The organism is Neglectibacter caecimuris, from assembly GCF_034335015.1.
In the GTDB taxonomy this organism is placed as follows: Bacteria; Bacillota; Clostridia; order Oscillospirales; family Acutalibacteraceae; genus Acutalibacter; species Acutalibacter caecimuris_A.
Window position 1 is genome coordinate 233,446 of record NZ_JAWXXK010000004.1, and the last position, 24,932, is coordinate 258,377.

Annotated in this window: 21 protein-coding genes and 2 tRNA genes; 18 read left to right on the top strand and 5 right to left on the bottom strand. The window is 51.0% G+C overall.

The annotated features are described in order from the left end of the window. The first annotated feature begins 395 nt into the window (after positions 1-395). From U8T64_RS07405 to U8T64_RS07430, 6 genes are all read left to right on the top strand, one after another. Complete coding sequence (locus tag U8T64_RS07405) at positions 396-1,613, top strand: iron-containing alcohol dehydrogenase (RefSeq protein WP_322182434.1); 1,218 nt, start codon at positions 396-398, stop codon at positions 1,611-1,613. A gap of 198 nt (positions 1,614-1,811) precedes the next feature. Then, on the top strand, positions 1,812-2,657 hold the full coding sequence (locus U8T64_RS07410) for a sulfide/dihydroorotate dehydrogenase-like FAD/NAD-binding protein (RefSeq protein ID WP_322182436.1): 846 nt from the start codon (positions 1,812-1,814) through the stop codon (positions 2,655-2,657). Positions 2,658-2,741: 84 nt separating this feature from the next. After that, a complete protein-coding gene (gene gltA, locus U8T64_RS07415; RefSeq protein WP_322182438.1) occupies positions 2,742-4,160 on the top strand; it encodes an NADPH-dependent glutamate synthase in 1,419 nt (472 codons plus the stop codon). 347 nt (positions 4,161-4,507) lie between these two features. Further along, positions 4,508-5,797 carry an MFS transporter gene (locus U8T64_RS07420; RefSeq protein WP_322182440.1) on the top strand — a complete coding sequence of 430 codons (1,290 nt, stop codon included), beginning with the start codon at positions 4,508-4,510 and terminating at the stop codon, positions 5,795-5,797. 80 nt (positions 5,798-5,877) lie between these two features. Next, positions 5,878-6,642, top strand: a complete 765-nt coding sequence (locus U8T64_RS07425) for an SDR family oxidoreductase (RefSeq protein ID WP_322182441.1) — start codon at positions 5,878-5,880, stop codon at positions 6,640-6,642. 119 nt (positions 6,643-6,761) lie between these two features. After that, positions 6,762-8,042 carry an SLC13 family permease gene (locus tag U8T64_RS07430; RefSeq protein WP_322182443.1) on the top strand — a complete coding sequence of 427 codons (1,281 nt, stop codon included), beginning with the start codon at positions 6,762-6,764 and terminating at the stop codon, positions 8,040-8,042. Between the two features lie 242 nt (positions 8,043-8,284). On the opposite strand, the gene U8T64_RS07435 is transcribed toward U8T64_RS07430, so the two are convergent. Genes U8T64_RS07435 through U8T64_RS07455 form a run of 5 tightly spaced genes read right to left on the bottom strand, consistent with a single transcriptional unit; the run spans position 8,285 to position 12,466 of the window. After that, the gene (locus tag U8T64_RS07435) at positions 8,285-9,052 is read right to left on the bottom strand and encodes a hypothetical protein (RefSeq protein ID WP_322182445.1); all 768 of its coding nucleotides are present in this window, start codon (positions 9,050-9,052) and stop codon (positions 8,285-8,287) included. Continuing rightward, positions 9,049-9,516 (bottom strand): GAF domain-containing protein, encoded by a 468-nt coding sequence (locus tag U8T64_RS07440; RefSeq protein ID WP_322182447.1) that lies wholly within the window; start codon positions 9,514-9,516, stop codon positions 9,049-9,051. Before U8T64_RS07440 ends, U8T64_RS07435 begins: the two co-directional genes overlap by 4 nt. Before the next feature lie 12 nt (positions 9,517-9,528). Beyond that, entirely contained in the window at positions 9,529-10,341 is an 813-nt protein-coding gene (locus U8T64_RS07445) for a helix-turn-helix transcriptional regulator (protein WP_322182449.1), read from the bottom strand. A gap of 37 nt (positions 10,342-10,378) precedes the next feature. Beyond that, positions 10,379-11,203, bottom strand: coding sequence for a sugar phosphate isomerase/epimerase family protein (locus tag U8T64_RS07450; protein ID WP_322182451.1), 825 nt, complete (start codon positions 11,201-11,203; stop codon positions 10,379-10,381). A 54-nt stretch (positions 11,204-11,257) separates the two neighbouring features. Then, positions 11,258-12,466: a Gfo/Idh/MocA family protein gene (locus U8T64_RS07455; protein ID WP_322182453.1), complete on the bottom strand. Its 1,209-nt coding sequence runs from the start codon at positions 12,464-12,466 to the stop codon at positions 11,258-11,260. Positions 12,467-12,662: 196 nt separating this feature from the next. Here U8T64_RS07455 and U8T64_RS07460 point away from each other — a divergent pair, with 196 nt between their 5' ends. The 12 genes from U8T64_RS07460 (at position 12,663) to mutS (ending at position 24,927) form a co-directional block, all read left to right on the top strand. Next, entirely contained in the window at positions 12,663-13,442 is a 780-nt protein-coding gene (locus U8T64_RS07460; protein WP_322182455.1) for a nucleotidyltransferase domain-containing protein, read from the top strand. A gap of 118 nt (positions 13,443-13,560) precedes the next feature. Further along, positions 13,561-13,914: a putative ABC transporter permease gene (locus U8T64_RS07465; RefSeq protein WP_322182457.1), complete on the top strand. Its 354-nt coding sequence runs from the start codon at positions 13,561-13,563 to the stop codon at positions 13,912-13,914. A gap of 77 nt (positions 13,915-13,991) precedes the next feature. Further along, a tRNA-Ser gene (locus U8T64_RS07470) sits at positions 13,992-14,080 on the top strand. Positions 14,081-14,123: 43 nt separating this feature from the next. After that, positions 14,124-14,213: transfer RNA gene (locus tag U8T64_RS07475), tRNA-Ser, on the top strand. Positions 14,214-14,643: 430 nt separating this feature from the next. Beyond that, complete coding sequence (gene galE / locus U8T64_RS07480) at positions 14,644-15,663, top strand: UDP-glucose 4-epimerase GalE (protein WP_322182458.1); 1,020 nt, start codon at positions 14,644-14,646, stop codon at positions 15,661-15,663. Then, positions 15,644-16,222, top strand: a complete 579-nt coding sequence (locus U8T64_RS07485; RefSeq protein WP_322182460.1) for a Maf family protein — start codon at positions 15,644-15,646, stop codon at positions 16,220-16,222. The genes galE and U8T64_RS07485 overlap by 20 nt, the downstream gene beginning before the upstream one ends. Before the next feature lie 133 nt (positions 16,223-16,355). Further along, on the top strand, positions 16,356-16,928 hold the full coding sequence (locus tag U8T64_RS07490) for a sporulation protein YunB (RefSeq protein WP_322182462.1): 573 nt from the start codon (positions 16,356-16,358) through the stop codon (positions 16,926-16,928). An 83-nt stretch (positions 16,929-17,011) separates the two neighbouring features. Continuing rightward, a complete protein-coding gene (gene ligA, locus U8T64_RS07495) occupies positions 17,012-18,994 on the top strand; it encodes an NAD-dependent DNA ligase LigA (protein ID WP_322182464.1) in 1,983 nt (660 codons plus the stop codon). Between the two features lie 25 nt (positions 18,995-19,019). Next, a complete protein-coding gene (locus U8T64_RS07500) occupies positions 19,020-20,255 on the top strand; it encodes a galactokinase (RefSeq protein ID WP_322182466.1) in 1,236 nt (411 codons plus the stop codon). A 157-nt stretch (positions 20,256-20,412) separates the two neighbouring features. After that, complete coding sequence (gene miaB, locus U8T64_RS07505; protein WP_322182468.1) at positions 20,413-21,831, top strand: tRNA (N6-isopentenyl adenosine(37)-C2)-methylthiotransferase MiaB; 1,419 nt, start codon at positions 20,413-20,415, stop codon at positions 21,829-21,831. Between the two features lie 22 nt (positions 21,832-21,853). Then, entirely contained in the window at positions 21,854-22,261 is a 408-nt protein-coding gene (locus U8T64_RS07510) for a YlbF/YmcA family competence regulator (RefSeq protein ID WP_322182470.1), read from the top strand. A 47-nt stretch (positions 22,262-22,308) separates the two neighbouring features. Then, positions 22,309-24,927 carry a DNA mismatch repair protein MutS gene (mutS, locus tag U8T64_RS07515; RefSeq protein ID WP_322182472.1) on the top strand — a complete coding sequence of 873 codons (2,619 nt, stop codon included), beginning with the start codon at positions 22,309-22,311 and terminating at the stop codon, positions 24,925-24,927. The last annotated feature ends 5 nt before the right edge of the window (positions 24,928-24,932 follow it).

The window sequence follows — 24,932 nt, forward strand, 5'->3', positions numbered from 1 at the left end:
TGATGATGAAAACTGCCATATCAAAATTGATATGGCAGTTTTCATCATTTTGTGGACTGCTTTTAAAATCGAATTTTCCCATTCTTCAAAAATTAATTTTTGAAAGGAATATTAAAACGAAAAACTTAAGAATGTTAAATTGTTGACAAACACTGAGCTCGTTATGAATTTAACGAGATTCTAAAATTCATAAGAAGAGCTTTTTTGATATTCGCTTGACCGGCGAAAAGTGGATAAGAAAAGAAAAGTGAAAAAGTGGTGTTTTTGAGGAAGAAACGCTCCTGCTATATAGAGATTCATATTTCACTTTCGGAATGGAAAACGTTATACTTGCATTATAAAGTTTTGCTCAGCAGAAGCTGCTGAAAAAATATTTTACAAAGGAGAGCTGTAGTATGGCACGGTTTACACTACCCAGAGATCTGTATCATGGAAAGGGCGCTTTAGAAGCCCTGAAAACGTTGGAAGGCAAGCGTGCGATCATCTGCGTTGGCGGCGGTTCTATGAAGCGCTTTGGCTTTTTGGATAAAGCTGTTTCTTACTTAAAGGAAGCCGGCATGGAGGTCGAGCTTTTTGAGGGAATTGAGGCCGATCCTTCTGTGGAGACTGTCATGAAGGGGGCCAATGCCATGCTGAAGTTCCAGCCGGACTGGATCATTGCCATGGGCGGCGGCTCTCCCATTGACGCGGCAAAAGCCATGTGGATCAAATATGAGTATCCTGAGGTGACTTTTGAAGATATGTGCAAGGTATTTGGGCTGCCGAAGCTTCGGAAAAAAGCTCATTTCTGCGCTGTTTCTTCCACCTCCGGTACAGCTACTGAGGTGACGGCCTTCTCCATTATCACCGATTATCAGAAAGGGATCAAGTACCCCATTGCAGATTTTGAGATCACACCCGATGTAGCCATTGTCGATCCTGATCTGGCGGAAACCATGCCGCAAAAGCTGGTTGCCCATACCGGTATGGACGCCATGACGCATTCTATTGAGGCCTATGTTTCTACCGCCCATTGTGATTATACAGATCCTCTGGCGCTTCATTCCATTAAAATGATCCAGAAGGATCTGGTGGATTCCTATCATGGTGATATGGCAAAGCGTGACAGTATGCACAATGCCCAGTGCCTGGCCGGTATGGCTTTCTCCAACGCGCTGCTGGGTATCGTTCATTCCATGGCGCACAAAACCGGCGCCGCCTTTGCCGACTATGGCGCTCACATTATTCACGGCGCTGCCAACGCCATGTATCTGCCGAAGGTCATTGCCTTTAACGCCAAAGATCCCGAAGCGAAAAAGCGCTATGGCGAGATCGCCGATTCCATGGGCCTGGGCGGCTCCAGCGAAGAAGAAAAGGTAACGCTGCTGATCAGATACCTTCGCGGCATGAATGACGATCTGAAGATCCCGCACTGCATCAAAAATTACGGAGCAGACAGCTATCCTGCTGAAAATGGCTTTGTGCCGGAAGAAGTGTTCTTGGAGAGGCTGCCTGAGATCGCCAAGAACGCCATTGGAGATGCCTGTACCGGCTCCAATCCCCGCCAGCCCAGCCAGAAGGAGATGGAGGAGCTGCTGAAGTGCTGCTATTACGATACGGAAGTTGATTTCTAAAAACAGTTAATAGTATGGCCGCCGGGGCAATGCCCCGGCGGTTTTGCAATGATAGGAAAAATAGGATTTCTGTAAAGAATTTCTCTGTATCAGAAAAAAATTTGATATTTTTTTGTTTTTTGTGAATTACCGTTTGACCCTGAGTAAAAACTGCGGTATAATATTTTACAATCAAGTTCCTGATAAGGAGTAAGTGCTATGTACAAAATCGTAAGCAAAAAAGAATTAAATCCCACAGTGACAAAGATGGAGATCGAAGCTCCCTTCGTTGCTGCCAAAGCGGAGCCCGGCCAGTTTATCATCCTGCGTGTGGATGAAGCGGGGGAGCGTATTCCTCTTACCGTGGCCGGCTACGACCGTGAGAAGGGCACTGTTACGATCATTTTCCAGATCGTCGGCGCTACCACGGAAAAGCTGAATCACTTGGAAGAGGGCGATTCTCTGCATGACTTTGTCGGCCCGCTGGGCGTCGCCACCCATACCGAGGGCCTGAAAAAGGTCTGCATCGTCGGCGGTGGCGTGGGCTGTGCTATTGCCCTGCCCATCGCGCAGAAGCTGCACGAGCTGGGCTGTGACGTGACCTCTGTGATCGGCTTCCGCTCCAAGGACCTGCTCATTTTGGAGGACGAGTTCCGCGCCGCTTCCAGCCGCCTGTTTGTCATGACGGACGACGGCTCCTACGGCAGAGAAGGCAATGTGTGCGTTCCTCTGAACGAAATGTTCGGCGCTGGGGAAACCTTTGATCAGGTGATCACCATTGGGCCGCTGATCATGATGAAATTTGTTGTGGCCGCTACAAAGCCTACCGGAATTCCCTGCACAGTGTCTATGAACCCCATTATGATCGATGGCACCGGCATGTGCGGCGGCTGCCGCCTGACCCTGAACCAGGATGGCAAGAAGGTAACGAAATTCGCCTGTGTAGACGGTCCCGATTTCAACGGCTACGAGGTAGATTTTGACGAGGCCATGTCCAGAGGTGCCATGTATCACGATTTTGAGCGGCATGCCTACGAGGAAACCTGCAATCTCTTTAAGAAATAAAAACTGAAAACAGCATTTGGGCTGTAGGGGGGGAGGCGAAATGTGCCGAAAAGCTCCCAGCCCAAGGAAAGGAAGATGCTAGAAATGCCAGCCAATATGAACCCGAAGAAGAACCCCATGCCCACTCAGGAGGCGGCGGTTCGTGCGCATAACTTCCAGGAGGTCGCTACAGGCTATTCTGAAGAGGTTGCCATTGATGAGGCCATGCGGTGCTTAAACTGCAAAAATATGCCTTGCGTAACCGGCTGCCCCGTCAATATTCATATTCCTGAATTTATCGCGAAGATCAAGGAAGGGGATTTTGAGGGCGCTTATCAGATCATCAATATCACTTCCAGTTTGCCTGCCGTTTGCGGCCGCGTATGCCCCCAGGAGACCCAGTGCGAAAGCAAGTGTGTTCGTGGCATTAAAGGCGAGCCTGTCGGCATTGGCCGTTTGGAGCGCTTTGTGGCAGATTGGCACAATGCCCACGCTACAGAAAAGCCCCAGCCTGTTCCTTCCAACGGCCACAAGGTGGCTATTGTAGGCTCCGGTCCCTCCGGCCTGACCTGTGCGGGTGATCTTGCCAAGAAGGGCTATAAAGTCACTGTGTTTGAAGCCTTACATACCGCCGGCGGCGTACTGGTTTACGGTATTCCGGAGTTCCGTCTGCCCAAGGCCATTGTGCAGCAGGAAGTGGATAACCTGGTGGCGATGGGCGTGGACATGGAGACCAATATCGTCATCGGCAAGACGCTGACGGTCGATGAGCTGTTTGAGCAGGGGTATGAAGCCGTATTTATCGGCTCCGGCGCCGGTCTGCCCAATTTTATGAATATCCCCGGCGAGTCCTTAAAGGGAGTGTATTCCGCCAACGAATTCCTGACCCGCAGCAATTTGATGAAGTCCTATCTGGACGATCCTGTTACCCCCATTATGAAGGGCGGCAAAGTTGCCGTGGTAGGCGGCGGAAATGTGGCCATGGACGCTGCCAGAACTGCGCTTCGTTTGGGTGCTGAAAAGGTTTATATCGTATATCGCCGTTCTCTGGAGGAGCTCCCCGCCCGTAAGGAAGAGGTGGAGCATGCCATGGAAGAGGGCATCGATTTCCGCGTACTCAATAACCCGGTAGAGATCCTGGGCTATGAAAATCCCGATGACCGGCGTGATCCTAAAAATGGCTTCGTAACCGGCATGAAGTGTATCAAGATGGAGCTGGGTGAGCCTGATGAAAAGGGCCGTCGCCGTCCCATTCCCGTAGAGGGCAGCGAGTTTGTCCTGGACGTGGATACCGTTGTTATGTCCATCGGCACCTCTCCCAACCCGCTGATCAAGTCTACCACCAAGGGTCTGGAGACCCAGAAGTGGGGCGGCATTATTATCAATGAGGATACCGGTCTGACCAGCCGCGAGGGCGTATATGCCGGCGGCGACGCCGTAACCGGGGCCGCTACCGTAATTTCCGCCATGGGCGCCGGCAAGCTGGCCGCCAAGTCTATTGACGAGTATTTGAGCGGTAAGTAGTTTTATTATAGAAACGGAATTTACGGCATGCATTTATGATGCATGCCGTAAAAAACGTGCGGGCACAGTATTGACTGATAAGAGAACTGAGTGAGGAAAGCGCAGCTGTAAGAAGTGTATTTTTGTATCAGGCAAAAACATTTCAAAATGTAGCCACTTTTGTTTTTTCTCTCTTGGTATTACTGATCGCTTTTCTGTGTGAGAAGCGAAGCTATCATAAGCAATGAAAAGTGGCGTTTTCCAAATTAACGCTGCTTTTATAAAAAATTTGAGGAGGTGATAAAAAGTTAAGAACCGATTTATCTTGTTCCATCAGTTATCAAAATTTTTCGAGAGGGATGTTTACCTTGAAAAAAAACATTTTTAAGGTCGATGGCAGGTTCTATTACGGCTGGATTATGCTGATATGTGCGTTTATGCCTATGTTCATCTGTTATGTTATTAAGGTGAACTGTGCGCCGCTGTTCTTAACTCCAGTCACAGAAGAATTAGGTATCACACGTACTGCGTATACTCAGACAAATACGCTTATGACCCTGACGATGCTGCTTTGTTCCATCGTGATTGGAAAAATTTATAAAAAGTATCCGGTAAAATGGGTACTGGTCGCTTGTGTAGCTTTAACCAGTATTTGTTATGTGCTGATGTCTCGTGTTACTTCTTTGTGGCAGCTTTATGTTTTGGCGGCTCTCCAAGGTATTGGTTGGGCCGGTGCTACCAATTTGCCTGCTACGATTATGGTAAGTAACTGGTTTGGTCCCAAAATCAAGGGAACGGCTATGTCCATTGCTATGCTTGGCAGCGGTGCGGGTGCTTTGGTGTGGATCAATATTATTAACGGCATTATCACCTCCACTGGTTGGCGTACTGGTTATCTGGCGATGGCTGGCATTAATGCCCTGATGATCCCTATTGCTCTTTTGGTGGTCAGCATGCCCAGCGATAAGGGCTTTGAAACTCGTATCGGCGATCCGGTACTGGGCGAAAAAGAAGCGGCAGGGAATGAGGTTCCGGCACAAAAAGCCGGTATTACTGGTAAGCAGGCTTTGAAAACTACCCGGTGGTGGCTAATGTGGATCGCCGGTCTTGTTACCATGATCGGTGCTTCGGCATTTTCGTATCACTGCAAAGCGTACTTTACTGACTTGACCGGTAACGGGGATAACGCCGCCGTAATTTATGCGGGCGCTCTGGGTACTTTGGTGTTAGGCAAATTCTTGCTGGGCGTATTGACAGATGTACTGCATATCAAGCGCACCTCAGTGATTGCGCCGCTGTTCTATGCGGGGGTGTTTGTCTGTTTGGCGTTGGCTGCGACTAATATGACTTTCTCAACTGTAATGATTCCGCTATATATGATTGGCGGAGCTGTTCCTTCTGTTATTCCTTTCCTGATCATTACATACAACTTCGGAGATAAAGAGTATGGCGTTATGAGCGGATGGATGAACATGGCCGGTAATGTAGGACAGATCATTGGCCCTACAATAGCTTCCTTTATTTTTGATATTACCGGCAGCTATCTCATAGCCTGGATTATTTTTGCGGCATTGATGGTATTGGTGGCCGTTCTGTATTTCCTTTCCAATCACAGCAGCAAAAAGCAAATCGAAGCAATGGGCTATACGCCGGGATAAATGGCTGGATATCCGCAAAGATCATATTACGAACTTTTCGTTTTATCATTGCATCAGTTTTTTAGAAGGAGTGTGCCAAGATGAAAAATTATTTGGATGTTAGCGGCAAAAACGCAATCGTCACCGGTGCTTCTTCCGGACTGGGAAGACAGTTTGCGATCTGTTTGGCAGAGCAGGGGGCCAACGTTGCTATTGTGGCCCGCCGCGTGGAAAAGCTGGAAGAAGTGAAGAAGGAAGTAGAAGCTTACGGCGTAAAATGTGTAGTGGTGCCTTGTGATGTTACGGACACACAGCAAATCAAAAATGCTGTAGAAACGGCTGAAAAAGAATTCGGACGCATTGATATTCTGATCAATAATGCGGCTGCCGGTTTTGCCACTCCTGTTGTGGACACTACCGACGAGATATGGGAGCGTGTGATCAATACAAACGTAAACGGCGTGTTCTACTTTGCCCGTGAGGTGGGGAAGGTCATGCTGAAGCAAAACTATGGCAAGATTATCAATATTGGTTCTTTCCATTGTCAGGTTACTATGAATGGGGTGCCCCGTTCCGGCTATTCCACCGCAAAGGGTGCCGTATATATGATGACGAAGGCTCTGGCTGCGGAATGGGCTAAGAGCGGCATTACCGTTAACACTCTGGGCCCCGGCTACTTTGCCAGTGAGATGTCCGATAAGGTGGCTGACGATAAATACGAAAACTCCATTAAGAACAACTGTCCCATGGGCCGGCGTGGTAATCCCGGTGAGTTAAACGGAGCCATGCTGTATTTGGCTTCCGATGCTTCCAGCTATGTTACCGGACAGCTTTTGCTGGTAGACGGCGGCTGGACTATCGTTTAAGCTTCGTTTCCACATTCTTACTTTCTAAAAGGCGAATTTGACCATGCCTGTTTTCGCCCCGGCAGATTCTTTTCTTGTCGGAGGAAGGCAGACATGGTTCCTTTTTGTGGGGTCATGAAATGCAACCAGATGTTTTGGGTCTTATCATCTTAGGAATATGTGTTGTTCTTTTCCTTACCGAGCGGCTTCCTTTGGCGGTCACAGGCTGCTTGGGGTGCCTGCTTATGGTACTGACGCGGGTAGCCAGCTTTCAGGAAGTATTTTCCGGCTTTTCCAGCAGCATAGTGCTGCTGATGGCCAGCACTATGATTGTGGGTATTGCCATGTTTCAGACCGGCGCCGCTCAAGTCATAGGGAAAGCCATTATTCGCTGGTCCAGAGGAAATGAATGGATCTTTCTTGCGGTAAGCTGTGTAGTGACAGGGTTGGCTTCCATGTTTCTGGCCAATACCGCTATCCTTTCCGCCTATATTCCTATTATCGACAGCGTCTGTACTAGTTCAGAGAGCATGAAACGGCGTAATTTGACCCTGCCCATTTCTTGTGCCATCATGTTTGGCGGAGCCAGTACTCTTGTGGGCTGTACCCCTCAGCTTACGGCTAATGGACTGATGAGCCAGATGGTAGGAAAAGAAATGGGTATGTGGACACTGACAGGGCCGGGACTGTGCCTGTTCGCATTATTTCTGATTTTTGCCCTTACTTGGGGATATCGGAACAGTAAGAGAGTATGGGGCCAGCGTCCGGAAGTGAATATGGGTCTTGACGAGAATGAGCACAGCAAGGCGCAGGAAAACGGTGTGAACAAGAAAAAACTGACGATCATGTTTGTCATCATTATCTTGATGATAATTTCTTATGCGTTTTCTCTGTTGCCCACTGCGGAAACCGCTATGTGTGCCGCTATGCTGTGTGTTCTTACCGGTTGCTGCCACATGAGAGATATCGTTAAAAAGCTGCATTGGGAGTCGGTGGTGTTTCTGGCTACTTGTCTGGGCCTTGCCGAGGGGTTGACCGTGGCAGGGTCTGGAGAGTTGATTGAACAGACAGCATCTTTAGCTTTGGGAAAAGTAGCCTCGCCATTACTGATCTTTGCGGTGCTGACTTTGTTGACCCTGTTGATCAGTCAGTTTATTACAAATTCTACCGCGCTTATTATTGTGCTTCCAGTGGCGTTTTCTCTGTGTGAACAGTACGGTTTTTCTTATATGCCATTCTGTGTAGGCATCACTTTAGCAGCCAGTATTGCCTGTTGTACGCCTCTGGCTGCTGCCCAGATTACCATGACGCAGGTAGCTGGATACGAGTTTTCTGACTATCTAAAATATGGTTGGCTCCTTTCTTTAGTAGGCTATCTTGGTATTATGGTTTTTGTTCCACTCTTTTTCCCGTTGGTATAAAAACATTACCGCGGGATATAGAGATATCCTGCTGAAAAATCAGAGTGATCATACTGAATGCCAAAAAACTGAAATTGCTGAACGCTAAACAATAGGCACCCCTTGAAGTAGTGTGTTATCTACTTCAAGGGGTGTTGCTATCAGGCAAAAGAAAACGACTGAAAATCAGAAATAAATTCTATGAAATTTTCCCTGCCGCATGTATTCGGGAGTGCTGCTTGCGCTGGAGAGAGTTTTTCGGCCTAGAATGGAAGATACATCAGGCATAGACTGCCCAAAAGCAAGCTGGCGGTATTGGCGGCCAAAGCACAAAGTGCGGCACGCCCTTTAGAGCGTTCCCGCAATCTGATCGTAAAAACAAGAAGTTCAGTCAGAAAAATCAACACTTCACTGACAAGTAAGAAGAAAATCAGGAAAGAATGGGAAGAGGGGTCCGCAGAGGAAGCACCGACGAGAATAAGAAAATTAAGGCCCAATTGTGTGACCAAATTTGTAAGAACAAACAAAAGCCAACTGCCTTTTTTTCGGTAACCAAACAGAAAAAATACCAGTCCTTCAATGAGAAGAGTCAGCAAAATACGAAGTGATACCAGAAGAAAAGTGCGTAAAGCAGAGGCTTTCGTACTTAGAGTGCGCTGTTTCAAGTTTAGGATGATCAGGCCATTGTAAAGTCGGGTGCATTCCTGAGGAAAAGCGCAAGTAAAGCTTGTGCTTTCAAACTCCACACGAAGCCGCATTTTTTGTAAATTGAGTTCTGAAGCTTCGTTGTGTATCAAGAAAAATCTGTAGTAGCGTTCCCAGACGCGGCTGTCTTGTGGGCCCAGCTCCAGAAGCTCACAGTCGTTCCCGTCCGCATACTCTACAGAGAGCTTCAACTCTTTTGGCGCGTTGTTGACAACCACCGTAAAACAGGGTGGCTCCGCGGCGTTAGCTGAGGCCTGCATAGGAAACGCCCACAAAAGCAAAATAATCGGAAAACCGGCAAACAGAGAGCGAAAAAATTTCTTCATTGTAAGCCACTACTCCAATCGCAAGCCGAAACGATGAAATCAGCCAGCTTCTCCATAGCTCTGGCGTCTTCTTCCGTAAAACGGGAGGGGAGAGGGCTGTCGATGTCCAGGACCCCTAAAACCTTTTTAGAAGGCTCCAGCAAGGGAACCACCAGTTCGGAGCGGCTGGCGCTGTCACAGGCAATGTGGCCGGAAAATTCATGCACCTCCGGCACCAGAAGTGTTTTTCTTTCCGCCGCGGCAGTACCGCAGACGCCCTTTCCCAGAGGGATGTGAATGCAGGCAGGCTTTCCCTGAAAAGGCCCCAGCAAAAGCTTTCCCTCTTCCATCAGGTAGAAGCCGACCCAGTTGATAGTTTCCAGTCTTTCCCATAACAGGGCGGAAAGGTTTGCGAGATTGGGGATCAGCCTTCGCTCTCCTTCTATCAGAGCTTCGGCCTGGCGCAGCAAGGTAACATCAGACAAGAAAAATCCTCCTCACTTTTCACTTTTTTCTCCCGCTCGGCTCTGAGTTCGGTATTCCATGGGGGTTGTGCCATGATAGCGGCGGAAAACCCGAAAGAAGGTGCGCTGGCTTTCAAAGCCGGCTTCTTCTCCGATTTCCGTAATAGAGAGCTCGGTTCCCTGCAACAGCGCCTGCGCATGGGAAAGACGGATATGGGCCAGATACGCGGGAAAGCTTTGCCCGATCTTTTCGGAAAATACATGAGAAAGCCTTCCGGGGCTGATCCCCACGCCTTTGGCCAGCATCGCCAAAGTGAGAGGCTCCTGGTAATGCTCATTTACATAGCTCGCGATCTGCCAGATCAGATTTTGGTGGTGGTCGCCGCGTTTTTGCCGCAACTCCAGCTCCGGTAAAGCACGGGCCAGGATCAGCTGGATCAGCGGCGCGTAAACGGCCTCGTCCGGTTTTGGCTTTTCCTGTTCCTTCAAAAGCTCGTCTATGGCAAAAAGAATGTTGGGGTGCACCGCTTCCAAAAAAGGAACAGTGGGGTAGAAGCGCAGCAAAGAATCCAAATGACCGCCCGCATAGGAAGGGTCGGCAATCAGCATGGTGATCACAGCGCCTTCCTCCGTGCTTTGGTAGCTGTGGATCTGGTTTGGGAAGATCACCACAAGGCTTCCCCTTGGCAATACGGCGCTGTGATCTCCAACGGTAATTCCCGCCGTGCCTTCCCTTGCAAAAAGCAGCTCCAGCTGTGGGTGAAGATGGGGAGGAAAGGAAAAGCCCGGGCAGGAGACCGCATGGAAACGCTCTGTGCGGTTTTCAAAAAACGCATGGTGCTCCATAGGCTTTTCTCCTTTCCCGGGCCATATTGTGCCGGGTTTATATTCTTAAAACGTCTCTTAAATAAATGCGGGATACTTCAGCGGAATGGAAATTGCAGACCTCAGGGCGATCAAGCTCAACACAGAGCACACCGTCATAACCCACTTCCTCCAGCGCGGCCTTCACAGCGGGAAAATCCACAGTGCCGTGGCCCAGAGCTCGGAAGGAGGCCATCTTTGCCTGTCCCTCCGCCTTGGAAAGAGCATAAGTATCCACGTCCTTCAAATGCATGTAGGCAACACGGCTGCCGTATTGGCGGATCAGCGCCGCGGGGTCCATACCAGCCAGAGTGGTATGGGCGGTATCAAAGCAGAAGGAAACAAAAGCGGGATCGGTATGGGTGGCAAAATAATCAATATCACTTTGACTGAACACGCAGGTGCCGTAGTGGGGGTGGAAGCATACGGTAACGCCCTTTTCCTTTGCATAGGCTCCCAGCCTGTTTGCGATCTCACAAATGAGATCGAGCATCGCGGGATCAGTGGGCCGTTCAAAGGGCGCCTCACCAAAGCCGCCGTGCTGGCAGTTATACCAGGTACCGCCGATCTCCGCCAGAAAATCCACCTGCTCCATGGCGGTTTTTAAGGAAGCTTCCACGTCCAGAGAAAAATGGCCGTAAAGGTTTACCAGCTCCACGCCGCAGGAGGCCGCCAGCTTTTTCAGCTCGCTGGGGTCATTCTTGTAATAATCGCGGATAAACGCAAAATTTTCCACGGTATCGTAGCCCAAAAATTTGCATTCCCGGAAGGATTGCTCCAACTGCTTTTTGGCGGTTTCTTCATCGCCATGGATCCAGGTCCAGCCTGTGTATGCTGCTTTCATTATTTTTCATCCTTTTCTGAGTGATTTATAGTATACTATAGCCGCTTCGTAAAATCAATCGTCTAAAATGCCGTGCATGGGATTGTTTTTCATCAGTGCCGAGGGGGAATAGTGCGTTTGCAGGGGAAGATAGGCTTTTGCCTCACAGGAACGGGAGAAGTCTGTCATGAGCTCCAGCACGTGGCGCTGCTGCTGGTAATTTGCCCGGTGCTCCCGCCCAGTGCGCAGCGCTTTGCACAGATCCGCAAGCCCCAGGCCCCGGCTGTTTTCCGCATAGTCATAAAGCAGAGGCATTTCCTTCCAGCCTGCGTAAAAATCCGGCACGCCATGCCGGGCCAGTCCCGGATCGGTTTTGGGGGCCGCGGCAGCGTCTTCCGGGCGCAGAAGCAGCACCGGCCCGCCGAAGGTGTTGGGATCGGGCACCATTAGGCTGCCTTTGGTGCCGTATACCTCAAACCGGGCCTGGGCGGTGTAATGAACATCGAAGGTGGTGAACACCTGGGCGATTGCCCCACTGGAAAATTCGATCATTCCCGCAAGATAAGTATCTACGTCCACATCAATGATTTCTCCGCGGTGGGGTTCCGAAGTGATCAGCCGCTGGGGAAAGGACTTTTTTGTCATTCCCATTACGCCTTTTGCTTCTCCCAAAAGCTGAACCAGGGCGGTAATGTAATATGGGCCCATATCCAGCATGGGGCCGCCGCCCCGTTTGTAGTAAAACTCAGGATCCGGGTGCCAGGTCTCGTGTCCGTGGCATACCATGGCGCAGCTGGCTCCCACAAGCTCACCGATCATACCGTCCTCTATAAGCCTGCGGGCGGTTTGGACCCCGGCACCCATAAAGGTATCCGGTGCACCGCCTAACAGCAGTCCGTGCTCCTCGGCCAGGGAGATCAGCTCGTTCGCTTCCTCCATATCCACGCCCAAAGGCTTTTCAGAGTAGACATGCTTCCCGTGAAGCAGGGCCTGCTTCGTTACCTCAAAATGCTCATAGGGCCTGGTAAGATTCAGTATGACCTCCACCTCAGGGTCGTTAAAGGCTTCAAACATATCCCGGTAGATTTTTGGCCGGGGCGCCTGCGCACCCTTTTCGATCTCGCCTGTTACATAAGCGGCACCCTTTTCCGCCCGCTCCGGGATGAGATCGCACAAACCTGTAAGCTCTACTTCCCGAAAGGTATTCGTGATGTTTTGCAGGTAAATACCGCTGATGGCGCCAACGCCGATCATTGCGACCTTTACCGGCTTTTTGCTTTCCATGTGAGCACACCCTTTCTTTTCTGTATCAGAACCTGATTCTATGACAATGATAGCTTTTTTATTGCGTGATTTCCTGCCAGAATCTGGTATGTTTATGCCATTTTATGCTGATTTTGAGCGCCGCTTGTTCTTGCAGAAGCTTCTGAATTTTGATATACTAAAACAAAGTATCTCATTATCGGAAGGAGAAAAACCCATGGAACAGACGCTGCGAGAAAAATGTGATCGCCTGTGTGAAGAGATTCGATCGATCCTTGCTTATCCCGTATCCTGCTATCTCTTTGGCTCTGTTGCGCTGAACGACTATAAGCCCGGCTGGAGCGACATTGATTTTCTCTGCCTGACAGAACAGCCGCTTGCTGAGCAGGAAGCAGGAACCCTTTTGGAGCTGCGGCAAAAACTTCAAAGCAGCCGGAAAGATCCGGTTTACCGCACCTTTGAAGGCGGTATTTTGTGGGAAGAGGCCTTTTGGAAGGAAGAGCCTTCCAGAGCTGTGTATTGGGGAACCAGCGGCCAGCGCATTCGTTCCGAATTTACCTTGGACTGCTTTTCGCTGTACGAGCTTTTGCAAAACGGCATACCGCTTTGCGGAACAGACCGGCGCGGTCAGGGAAAGCTGCCGACCTTTGAGAAGCTGCGAAAGGGAGTGGTAGCTCATTATCACGGTATTCGGGAGCATGCTTCAGAAACAGGGGAAACCCTGTATTCCTGCGGGTGGCTTTTTGACATTGCGCGCTGTCTTTACACGCTTCGCAGCGGAACAGTGATCGCGAAAACAGCGGCGGGCGAATGGGCGCTGGAAAATCAGTTTTGCCCGAACCCGGAAGTATTGCGTAAAGCCTTGCTGCTGCGGAAAAATCCTTATTTGTTTCATGAGGAGACCCAGTGGCGGCGCTGGTGCGGCGGCCTTGGGAAAGAAATTCAAAGCTTTGCCGATGTTTTAGAGCGGGAAATCAGGTTGTCAGACACACAGTAAGCTTTGCTGGGATTTTCCGGTAAAGAACTCTTTGACGGTTAATTGCTTTTCTGTCGGGCAATACTACTTTCACCATTTTCGGCGGAGGTAGCTTGTGAGTAAAGAAGGCTTGATTTTTTTGACGGGAAGTTGCGCCTATCCCACCTTGGAAATGATCTGGCGGGGAAGAACCCATTATTCCATGGCGCTGGCAGGCGGCCTGTGCTTATATTTGATCAATAAGGTATGCTGTGAAAAAATGAGAGGAAGAAGGCTTTCCTTTCGCTGTGTGACTGGTTCCGCTATCATTACAGGCGTGGAGATGGCTACAGGCCTCATTTTCAATGATCTGATGGGCTGCAATGTATGGGACTATTCCGATATGCCTATGAATGTGATGGGGCAGATCTGTTTGCCGTATTCTCTCTTGTGGTGCGGCCTCGCGCTGCCGGCCATGGCCCTGTGCGAGATCTGCAAGAAAACGGAGTTTTGATCTCCCGGCGAAAAAATACCGAAAAAGGATTGACATTTGCAGGGAGATTGTGGTAGTATAATACCCGCACTGGATATGGAGAGGTGTCCGAGTGGTTTAAGGAGCTAGTCTTGAAAACTAGTGATCCCGCAAGGGACCAAGAGTTCGAATCTCTTCCTCTCCGCCACCTGTTTATTCAGTTACATAAGCTAAAAGATAAATTTCACCATGGAGAAGTACCCAAGTGGTGAAGGGGCTCCCCTGCTAAGGGAGTAGGTCGGGAAACTGGCGCGAGGGTTCAAATCCCTCCTTCTCCGCCAAAAATCGACAAGCCGCTTTTAGAGGCTTGTCGATTTTTACTTTTTCACTATTCAATCTTCGCTTTTCACTAAGAGGATGGGTCGATTTTTGGGAAGTTAGAGGTTAGAGTGAATAATGAAAAAGTTTTAAGAAAGTTCCTAAAATCCAAACTTTCTAAAGTTATAGAAAGTTTTGGCATTTCTTTAAGGTGTTGATTGTGCCAACAACCGAATAGTATTTCGCATGAGTAACAGCATTTTGCTTACCCAGTCAAAAACCTTTGTATATCGAAAACCTTTCTTATCTTGCGCTGTTTCAATAATATTTTGCCTTCCTGGTCTGAATCTCTTGTGTTTTCCTGAGGGATTTCTTATAATGGGGTTGTATCGGAAAGGTACGTGTACGGGAAAAACAAGATATGACGCAGCGATGGGAAAGGATGATTTCACGGTGAAAATTTTAGTGACCGGCGGCGCCGGGTATATCGGCAGCCATACCTCCATTGTTTTGCTGGAGCAGGGGTACGATGTAGTGATCGTAGATAACCTGTGCAACAGCAAGTGCGTGGCGGTAGAGCGGATCGAAGAGCTCAGCGGAAAGCAAGTGACGTTCTATGAATATGATGTTTGCGACCTTCAGAAAATGCGGGAAGTGTTCCAAAAGGAAAAGATCGACGCTGTGATCCACTTTGCCGGACTGAAGGCGGTGGGGGAATCGGTAGCTATCCCGCTGCGGTATTATCAAAACAATTTGGAGTCCACGCTTTCTCTGCTGCAGGCCATGCGGGAATTCAGCGTTCACAATTTTGTGTTCAGTTCCTCCGCCACGGTATACGGAGATCCGGCCTCTGTGCCGATCCGGGAGGATTTTCCTCTTTCCACCACGAATCCTTACGGCGCCACAAAGCTGATGATCGAACGGATCCTTACAGACTGCGCCCATGCCGATCCGGAATTCAATCCTATTCTGCTTCGCTATTTTAACCCGGTAGGCGCCCATGAAAGCGGAAAAATTGGAGAGGATCCCAACGGGATCCCCAATAATCTGGTTCCCTATATCACCCAAACCGCCGTTGGTAAGCGGGAAAAGGTGCATGTGTTCGGCAATGACTATCCTACGCCGGACGGCACAGGCGTGAGAGATTATATTCACGTGGTGGATTTGGCGAAAGGCCATGCGGCGGCCCTGAAGCTTTTTGAAAAAGGAGCCTGTGGGCTGAAGGTATACAATTTGGGAACGGGCAAGGGCTATTCTGTGCTGGAAATGATAGAGGCCTTTTCCAGGGCTGTCGGCAAAGAGATCCCCTATGTGATCGATAGCAGACGGCCCGGCGATATCCCGGCGTGCTATGCGGACTGCACCAAGGCCTGGGAGGAGCTGGGCTGGAAGGCAGAAAAGACTCTTGACGATATGTGCGCCGATTCCTGGCGCTGGCAAAGGATGAATCCCAATGGATTTGACGGCGAATAAGCACTTGATCCTCGCTTCGGCCTCTCCCAGCCGGAAAATGCTTTTGGAGCGGGCGGGGGTGGAATTTGAGGTATTCGTTTCCGGCGTGGAGGAAACGGTGCCGCCGGGGTACACCCCTGCGCAAACGGTGGAGTGCTTGGCACAACGGAAAGGCGAGGCGGTGTTTCAGCTGCGCCCGGAAAGCACGGTGATCTCGGCGGATTCCGTTGTGAGCATCGATGGGCTGATTTTGGGAAAGCCGGAAAACGATGAGGCCGCGAGATCCATGCTCCGCAGGCTTTCCGGGAGGACGCATGAGATCTTTACCGGCGTATGCCTGCTTTCCGGGAAACAGAAAGAGGTGTTTCACAGCGTAACCCAGGTCACCTTTTACCGGTTAACAGAGGAAGAAATTGCGGAGTATGTCGCCATGGGCGAATCTCGCGGCCGGGCCGGCTCCTATGGGATTGAGGGAAAGGGTGTAACGCTGGTACGATCTATCTGCGGAGATTATTCGAATATTGTCGGGCTGCCTGTAGCAGAAACGCTTCGTCGCCTGAAGGGGCTGGAACCCGGTTAGAAATGGCGCACAAAAATCATCCTTGCTGTGTAGTATAAAACAGTGGGGTGGTTTTGTGCGATACATATGGAATCGGTATTTTCCGGCTCGTTATCGTTCTCCGGCTGGGAGAAGAAAGCTGGTAAAAAAGCTTTTGATTGCGGTTTTGCTGCTGCTGTTTTCCGGAGAAACAGTAGCGGAGATCGGTCTTTTCTCCGTTTCGCAGGAGCTTACGGAAACGGCGGCCAGAAGTTATCTTCTTTCTCAAATGAGTCAGGCGGTGAATGAAGAGCTGCAGGCGGAGAAGAATGTTCTTGTAGCAATCGATCGGGCCGGGAGCGGAGAAATTTCTGCTGTCAGCGCCAATACGACTGCGCTGAATGCCTTGAAGGCGGGTGTACTGTCCCGATTGGAGAAGTCTTTGAACGGCACTGTGACCGCATGGATCCCTGTGGGAAGCTTGACAGAGATCGGTGTATTCAACGGGCGCGGCCCCAAGGTTCCGGTAAAGCTGAAGCTGGAAACCTCCGCCGATATATCTTTTCAAACGGAATTCCGTTCAGCGGGGGTCAACCAAAGCTGTCACCGCATCACCATGGCGGTGACGGCCAGGGCCTATTCTCAGTCGCAACGGTTTGAAGCGCTGGTGGAGGAGCATACGGAAACGGTTTTGGCGGAGACTGTTGTAGTAGGAGAAGTACCCAATGTGGCGCTGACAGGAAAGTAAAGCGTGCTTGCGTAGAAATATTTTGCCGCACTTGGGTAAATGTGCCCCAAATATCATTCAGGAACGGAAGGAAAGGGACCGCGATGGAAAGAAAAGAAGCTGCTGTAGAACTGGAAAAGCTGAGAGAACAGATCCGCTATCACAGTAAAAAGTATTATACGGAGGACGACCCCGAGATCAGCGACCGCGAATACGATATGCTCTACCGGCAGCTGGAGGATCTGGAGGCGGAATTTCCGGAGTTTGTCACGCCCGATTCCCCCACGCAGAAGGTGGGGGGAGCGGGCTATAATACCTTTGCTCCTGTGGTGCACGAGGTGCCTCTGGAAAGCCTGCACGATGCCTTTTCCGAGGAGGAACTGCGTGCCTTTGACAATCGGGTACGGGGGGATATCCCAAATCCCCAATATGTTGTGGAACCGAAATTTGACGGCCTGTCCGTTGCTCTGGAATACCGGGACGGAATTTTTGTCCGCGGTTCTACCCGCGGCGATGGCGTAACAGGGGAGGACGTAACGGAAAATATCAGAACAATCCGCACCGTGCCGAAAAAATTGAAGGAGCCCGTTCCTTTTTTGGAGGTGCGGGGCGAGGTGTATATGTCCGATGCCAGCTTTGAGCGGCTCTGCGAGCGCCAGGAGCTTTTGGAGGAAAAGCCCTTCAAGAACCCCAGAAACGCCGCCGCCGGATCTCTGCGGCAAAAGGACCCGAAGGTTACGGCAGGGCGGGAGCTGGATATTTTCGTGTTCAACGTTCAGCAGATCCAGGGGGAAATCCTGTCTTATCATGACCAGTCCCTGAAACGGCTGAAGGAGCTGGGCTTTACGGTACCGCCCTTGACCTGCTGCTCCGGCGATATGGAGGAAATTCTCGCCTTTATTCGCGAGATTGGAGAAAAGCGGGGAGAGTTTGATTTCCCCATCGATGGCGCTGTTGTAAAGGTGAACGATTTTTCCCAGCGGGAGGAACTGGGCAGCACGGCAAAATTTCCTCGGTGGGCGGAAGCTTTCAAATATCCGCCGGAGGAAAAGGAAACAACGCTTTTGGATATTGAGATCAATGTGGGCCGCACCGGCGTTCTTACCCCTACCGGGCGGTTTGAACCGGTAACGCTGGCGGGAACTACTGTAAGCCGCGCTACTTTGCACAATCAGGACTTTATTACGGAAAAGGATGTTCGCATCGGCTCCAGGGTGATCCTGCGAAAAGCGGGAGAGATCATTCCCGAGGTGGTATTGGTAGTGGCGAACCCCGAAGCTTCCGAGCCTTTTCAGTTGCCGGAGAACTGTCCGTCCTGTGGGGAGCCGGTGCTTCGCACAGAAGGGGAGGCTGCTACCCGCTGCGTCAATCCGCAATGTCCCGCTCAGCTTTTGCGGCATTTGATCCACTTTGCTTCCCGGGACGCCATGGATATCGACGGCCTGGGCCCTGCGGTCTTGGATCAGCTTTTGCAGGCCGGGCTCATTGCTTCTCCTGCCGATCTCTATACGTTGGAAGCGGAGCAGCTGGAGAGTTTGGAGCGTTTTGGAAAGAAGAGCGCGGAAAATCTTGTGAGCGCTTTGGAAAAATCAAAGGGAAACGATCTTTACCGGTTGATTTTTGCGCTGGGAATTCCCCATATCGGTGCAAAAGCAGCCCAGCTTTTGTGCAATGCTTTTCCCAGCATGGAGCAAATTCGCGAAGCTGACGAAGAGGCGATTTCTCAGATCGATGGCTTCGGCGGGATCATGGCGAAGGAAATTGTGGAATTTTTCTCACGGGAATCCGCCCAGGCACTGGTTTCCCGTCTCGAGAAGCTGGGGCTCAACATGGAGGCCAGACAGGAAAACAAGGGAACGGCGCTGGCGGGGATCACCTTTGTTCTGACCGGTACTTTACCGGGCATGGGGCGGAAGGAAGCGACGGAATTGATCGAAAAGCACGGCGGCAAGGTAAGCTCCTCCGTATCGAAAAAAACAGGGTATGTTTTGGCAGGAGAGGAAGCCGGAAGCAAGCTGGAAAAGGCAACTGCTCTCGGCATTCCCGTGATCACAGAGGAAGAGCTTTTGACCATGCTGGAGAAATAAACGGCGGAAAGGAAAGGTGCGTATCATGGAAGTAGGCTATCAGCAGCTCTATGGGAAAGAAGCGGAGGCCCAGAAAGCCCGCTATACGGCGATCAAGGCGGGGTTTGAGAAAACCTTTGGCAAGGCGGAGGGTGCGGAATGGTTCAGCGCGCCCGGCAGAACGGAGATCGGCGGGAATCACACCGATCACAATCACGGCCATGTGCTTACCGCTGCTGTAAATTTGGATATCGTCGGCCTGGCGCGGAAAACGGAAAACGGTGTGATCCGGCTGAAATCAGCTGAATACGACAAGCTGGACGAGGTGTCCTTGTCCGATCTGTCCGCCCGGGAGGAGGCCAGCGGCTCTCAGTCCTTGATCCGCGGCATCTGCGCAAAATGCTTGGAGCTGGGATATCAGGTAGGAGGCTTTGACTGTTATACTATGACCCGCGTGCTGAAGGGCTCCGGCCTGTCCAGCTCGGCCGCCTTTGAGATCCTTGTGGTGACCGTGATCAATCTTCTGTTTAACGAGGGGAGGATTGATTCTGTAACGGCGGCCATTATCGCGCAGTATGCGGAAAATGTCTATTTTGGAAAGCCCTCCGGTTTGCTGGATCAAATGGCAAGCTCGGTTGCGGGTTTTACCTCTATTGACTTTCAGGAACCCACAAAGCCCGTGATCCGCCAGGTGAATTTTGATTTCAGCTCCTGCGGCCACGCCCTTTGCGTGGTGGATACCGGCGGGAACCACGCCGACCTCACCGCAGAATATGCCGCGATCCCGAAGGAAATGAAGGAGGTGGCCGCTTATTTCGGAAAGGAATTTCTGAGAGAAGTAGACGAACGGGAGTTTTACGGCAGCCTGCGGGAGCTGCGCCGGGCCGTGGGGGATCGGGCCATTTTGCGCGCCATGCACTTTTTCGATGACGACCGGCTGGCGGTAGAAGAAGCGGACGCTCTGGAGGCCGGGAGCTTTGAGGCCTTCAAGAAGATGATACATACCTCGGGGCAGTCCTCTTATCAGAGGCTGCAAAATGTATTTGCCGTGGTCGCTCCCAGAGAGCAGGGAATTTCTCTGGCACTGGCCGTCAGTGAATTTCTGCTGGGCGCGGACGGTGCTTACCGGGTGCATGGCGGCGGTTTCGCCGGAACGATCCAGGCGTTTGTTCCCTTGGAAAAGCTGGACGAATATCAAGGCACCATGGAGCAGGTGTTCGGCCCGGGGAGCTGCCACGTGCTTTTTGTGCGGCAATTTGGCGGCGTGAAAGTGGTTTTGTAAATAGAGTTTTGAAAAAAGCTGGCGAAGAGAAGGCGCCGGCTTTTTCTCTTTTTCTTGCAGTTTTCCCTGAAAGGTGCTATACTGTAACTTGAATTTTTACCGTATGGTTTCAGAATTTTGTGGCACCGGAATGTATGGAAAAAGGGGGGAGCCGCTTATGGAAAATTGTACTTTGAAGTCTCTTCCTTTTTTGGAGGATGCTGCCGCCGCGCTGAAGGCGAGGGCTATGAGAGATGTTCCCGTAGCCTATATCCGCACCTATGGCTGTCAGCAGAACGTGGCGGACGGGGAAAAGATCAAAGGTATCTTGGCGGAAATGGGGTTTTCTTTCACAGAAGATCTGGAGTATGCCGATTTTATCCTGTTCAATACCTGTGCGGTGCGGGAGCATGCGGAGGATCGGGTGTTTGGCAATGTGGGAGCGCTGAAAAACATAAAGCGCCGTCACCCCTCCGTGATGATTGCCGTGTGCGGCTGCATGACGGAGCAGGAGCATGTCGCAGAGCGGCTGAAAAAGAGTTTTCCCTTTGTGGATATCGTATTTGGCACTCATGGGATCCACCGCCTGCCGGAAATGATGGCGAAGGCGGCTTCCGGCTCTCAGCGCGTGTTTTTTCGCAGCGGCGAAGAAAGCGAAGTGCTGGAGGGATTGCCCGTTCGACGGGATAAAACCTGGCAGGCCTGGGTCACGGTGATGACAGGCTGTGATAATTTTTGCTCTTATTGTATTGTTCCCTATGTCCGCGGAAGGGAGAAAAGCCGCAAGCCGGAGGAAATCGTTCGGGAATGTGAATCGCTTGTTCGGGCAGGCTACAAGGAGATCACTCTGCTGGGCCAAAATGTGAATTCTTACGGAAAAGGATTGGAGGAGCCTGTGGATTTTGCGGAGCTTCTCAGAAGCCTTGACAAAATTCAGGGGGATTTCCGGATCCGCTTTATGACCTCTCACCCGAAAGACGCTTCCAAAGAGTTGTTTGATGTGATGGCGGAAAGCCGCCATATTCCGCATTGTATTCACCTGCCTTTCCAATCCGGAAACGACAGGGTGTTAAAGGAAATGAACCGCAGGTATAACAGGGAGCAGTATCTTGCCTTGATCCGGTACGCAAAAAGCGTTATGCCGGATATCAGCTTTACCTCCGATGTGATCGTGGGCTTTCCCGGAGAGACCTACGAGGAATTTCGAGATACCCTGTCGCTGATCGAAGAAGTGGAATTTACAAATTTGTTTACGTTCATCTATTCTCCCAGAAAGGGGACAAAGGCTGCCGATATGCCGGACCCTGTTTCCCATAAGGAAAAAACGGAGTGGTTTGCCGAGTTGCTTCAGGTACAGGAAAAAATTGCTTCCCGCAAGGGTCAAAAAATGGTTGGCGGAAAAGAGCGGGTCTTAGTGGAAGGCAGAGACGAAAAGACAGGCCTGCTTTCCGGCAGAACGGCAGGAGGGCTCATTGTGCTGTTTCCGGGAGGGGACAGCCTGATCGGAAACTATGCCGATACGGAGGTCACAGAGGCAAAGGGCTTACAGTTAAAGGGTATTTTATATTCTGGAAAAACCAGGATAGATAAATTCTAAAAAGCAGAAAGGAAAACAAAACATGGATATCATTGAACTGACAAGAGAACTGGGCAGGCAGCTTCAGGCGGAGGAAAGCTATATTGCCATGCGTTCCGCTCAGCAGACCTGTGATGAGGACGAAGCCTTGCAGGAGCTGATCGGCGAGTTTAATTTGAAGCGCATGGCCATTAACAACGAAGCCCAGAAGGACGATAGAAACGAAGACACTCTGAAGCGCCTGAACGAGGAATTCCGGGCTGTTTACGCACAGATTATGGAAAACGAAAATATGACGCGCTACAATGCTGCCAAAAATGAATTTGACGCTCTTTTACAGCGTGTTACCGCGATCATCGGTCTTTGTGCGGACGGTGAGAATCCGGATACCTGCGATTATGATGCGGCCTCCTGCGGCGGCGATTGCTCTTCCTGCGCCGGCTGTCACTGATCAAAATTTTACCGGGAAATCGGAAAGGGAAGGGGCCTGGGAAAGCCATGGCGGATTTTTCTCCCATGATGAAGCAATATTTCGAGATGAAGGAAAAGTATCCGAATACGATACTCTTCTTTCGCCTTGGAGATTTTTATGAAATGTTCTTTAACGACGCCAAAACGGTTTCCCAGGAGCTGGAGCTTACTCTGACCGGACGGGAGTGCGGCCAGGAGGAACGCGCGCCCATGTGCGGCGTGCCCTTTCACAGTGCGGAATCCTATATTGCCAGGCTGGTGGAAAAGGGCTATAAGGTAGCCATCTGCGAGCAGATGGAGGACCCGAAGCTGGTCAAGGGCCTGGTCAAACGCGATGTGATCCGCGTGATCACGCCCGGCACCGTGCTGGAAAACAGTATGCTGGACGAAACGAAGAACAATTACATCTGTTCGCTCTGCTATCGGGAAGGGGGGATCGGGCTCTGCTTTGCTGATGTTTCCACCGGGGAGCTTTACGCTGACCAGATCACTGCTTCCGACGCTTCAGCGCTGTCTCATCTGCTGTTAAACCGGCTTGCCCGCTACCGGCCCAGCGAGATTTTGTTGGATCCCCAGGCGGCCGATCTCACAGAGCTGCGGGATTTCATTCGGGACAGGCTGCACGCTTCTGTGGAATGTATGGAGCTTTCCCTGTACCGGGATCTTCCTGCCGCGGAGGAAAAGGTTTCCCGGCAATTCGGGAATCGAAGCATGGCGGAGCTGCTGTTATCGGACAAGCCCTTGACCGTGTTTTCCCTGAACGCTCTGTTGGGATATTTGGCGCAAACGCAAATCAACGGCCTGGAACGGCTCAGCGAGGTAGAGTTGGATCTGGATTCCGCCGCCATGGGATTGGATATCACCGCCAGGCGCAACCTGGAGCTGACGGAAACCATGCGCAATAAAGAAAAGCGCGGCTCCCTTTTGTGGGTGCTGGACAAAACCAAAACGGCCATGGGAAAGCGCCTGATCAAGGCTTGGCTGGAGCAGCCTCTTTTGAGCCCCGCAAAAATTACCTTGCGGCAAAACGCTGTGGAAGAGCTCTTCGAGTCGCCTCAGATCTTGGACGAGCTTTCCGAGCAGCTGACCGGGATCTATGATTTAGAAAGGATCATGACAAGGATCGTATACGGCTCCGCAAACGGCAGGGAGCTTCGCTCCCTTTGCGCGGCGCTGAAAAAGCTGCCTGGCCTGAAGAAAATTTTAAGCCAATGTGAAGCCACGCTCTTACAAAATCTCGATCAGGAGATCGACAGCCTGGAGGACGTGGCACAGCTTATTGACGAATCCATTGTAGACGAGCCCCCCTTCACCATTCGGGAGGGCGGTATCATTCGGGAGGGATATCATCAGGAGCTGGACGATATCCGCCGCGATATGAACGGCGGTACGGAGCTGGTAGCCGCTGTGGAGGCCAGGGAACGGGAGCGCACCGGAATTCCAAAGCTGAAAACAGGCTATAACCGCGTGTTTGGCTATTACATAGAGGTATCCAACAGCTATAAAAACCAGGTGCCTGAGGATTATATCCGCAAGCAGACTCTGACAAACGGCGAGCGTTATATTACACAGGAGCTCAAGGACCTGGAAAACCGCATTTTGGGGGCGCACGATAAGTCTGTGGCGCTGGAGAGCCGTCTGTTTGAAGAGCTCCGCCGTCATGTGGCGGCACAGCTTTCCAGAGTACAGGCTGCCGCAAAGGCGGTGGCGGCCTTGGACGTTTTGGCTTCCTTTGCCACGGTTTCCGTGAAAAACGATTATACCCGCCCGGTTATCAATCTCAGCGGAAAGCTCTATTTGAAGGACAGCCGCCACCCTGTAGTAGAGGCCCTGCTTCGTGACGCGCCCTTTGTGCCGAATGATGTGGATATGGATATGAACGACAACCGTGTGGCGATCATTACCGGCCCCAATATGGCGGGAAAATCCACCTATATGCGGCAGATCGCCATCATCACTATCATGGCTCAGATCGGGTGCTTTGTGCCGGCGGCGGTTGCTGAGATCGGCATTGTGGATCATATTTTTACCCGCGTAGGCGCTTCCGACGACCTCTCAGCGGGACAGTCGACCTTTATGATCGAAATGGCGGAGGTAGCTGATATCCTGAAGCACGCTACGGCAAACAGCCTGATCATTTTTGATGAGATCGGCCGGGGCACCTCCACCTTTGACGGCATGAGTATCGCCAGGGCGGTTTTGGAGTATGTTCATGATAAAAAACTGGTAGGGGCAAAAACACTGTTCGCCACCCATTACCATGAGCTGACAGAGATGGAGGCTCTTTTACCGGGCGTTAAGAATTTTAACATTGCCGTAAAAAAGAAGGGGGACGATATCACCTTTTTGCGCAGGATCGTGCGCGGCGGCGCGGACGACAGCTTCGGCATTGAGGTGGCGAAGCTGGCCGGTGTGCCGGATAAGGTGATCAAGCGGGCAAAGCAGGTTCTGTCCGACCTGGAAGCCGAAGACGGTGCAAGAAGGCCTTCCGGCACAGCGGAACGATTTGCCGAGGAACCGATACAGCTTACCATGAATTCCGTAGACAGCGAGGTTTTGCAGAAGCTTCGTGCTTTGGACGTGAATACCCTTACGCCTATTGAGTGTATGAACGCATTGTTTGAGCTTCACAATATGCTGAAGTAGGGGGA

Excerpts from the sequence above, each read along its gene's own strand:
- U8T64_RS07405 (WP_322182434.1), top strand. The coding sequence starts at position 396 with ATGGCACGGTTTACACTACCCAGAGATCTGTATCATGGAAAGGGCGCT.
- U8T64_RS07410 (WP_322182436.1), top strand. The coding sequence starts at position 1,812 with ATGTACAAAATCGTAAGCAAAAAAGAATTAAATCCCACAGTGACAAAG.
- gltA (WP_322182438.1), top strand. The coding sequence starts at position 2,742 with ATGCCAGCCAATATGAACCCGAAGAAGAACCCCATGCCCACTCAGGAG.
- U8T64_RS07425 (WP_322182441.1), top strand. The coding sequence starts at position 5,878 with ATGAAAAATTATTTGGATGTTAGCGGCAAAAACGCAATCGTCACCGGT.
- U8T64_RS07430 (WP_322182443.1), top strand. The coding sequence starts at position 6,762 with ATGCAACCAGATGTTTTGGGTCTTATCATCTTAGGAATATGTGTTGTT.
- U8T64_RS07435 (WP_322182445.1), bottom strand. The coding sequence starts at position 9,052 with ATGAAGAAATTTTTTCGCTCTCTGTTTGCCGGTTTTCCGATTATTTTG.
- U8T64_RS07445 (WP_322182449.1), bottom strand. The coding sequence starts at position 10,341 with ATGGAGCACCATGCGTTTTTTGAAAACCGCACAGAGCGTTTCCATGCG.
- U8T64_RS07450 (WP_322182451.1), bottom strand. The coding sequence starts at position 11,203 with ATGAAAGCAGCATACACAGGCTGGACCTGGATCCATGGCGATGAAGAA.
- U8T64_RS07455 (WP_322182453.1), bottom strand. The coding sequence starts at position 12,466 with ATGGAAAGCAAAAAGCCGGTAAAGGTCGCAATGATCGGCGTTGGCGCC.
- U8T64_RS07460 (WP_322182455.1), top strand. The coding sequence starts at position 12,663 with ATGGAACAGACGCTGCGAGAAAAATGTGATCGCCTGTGTGAAGAGATT.
- U8T64_RS07485 (WP_322182460.1), top strand. The coding sequence starts at position 15,644 with ATGGATTTGACGGCGAATAAGCACTTGATCCTCGCTTCGGCCTCTCCC.
- ligA (WP_322182464.1), top strand. The coding sequence starts at position 17,012 with ATGGAAAGAAAAGAAGCTGCTGTAGAACTGGAAAAGCTGAGAGAACAG.
- U8T64_RS07500 (WP_322182466.1), top strand. The coding sequence starts at position 19,020 with ATGGAAGTAGGCTATCAGCAGCTCTATGGGAAAGAAGCGGAGGCCCAG.
- miaB (WP_322182468.1), top strand. The coding sequence starts at position 20,413 with ATGGAAAATTGTACTTTGAAGTCTCTTCCTTTTTTGGAGGATGCTGCC.
- U8T64_RS07510 (WP_322182470.1), top strand. The coding sequence starts at position 21,854 with ATGGATATCATTGAACTGACAAGAGAACTGGGCAGGCAGCTTCAGGCG.
- mutS (WP_322182472.1), top strand. The coding sequence starts at position 22,309 with ATGGCGGATTTTTCTCCCATGATGAAGCAATATTTCGAGATGAAGGAA.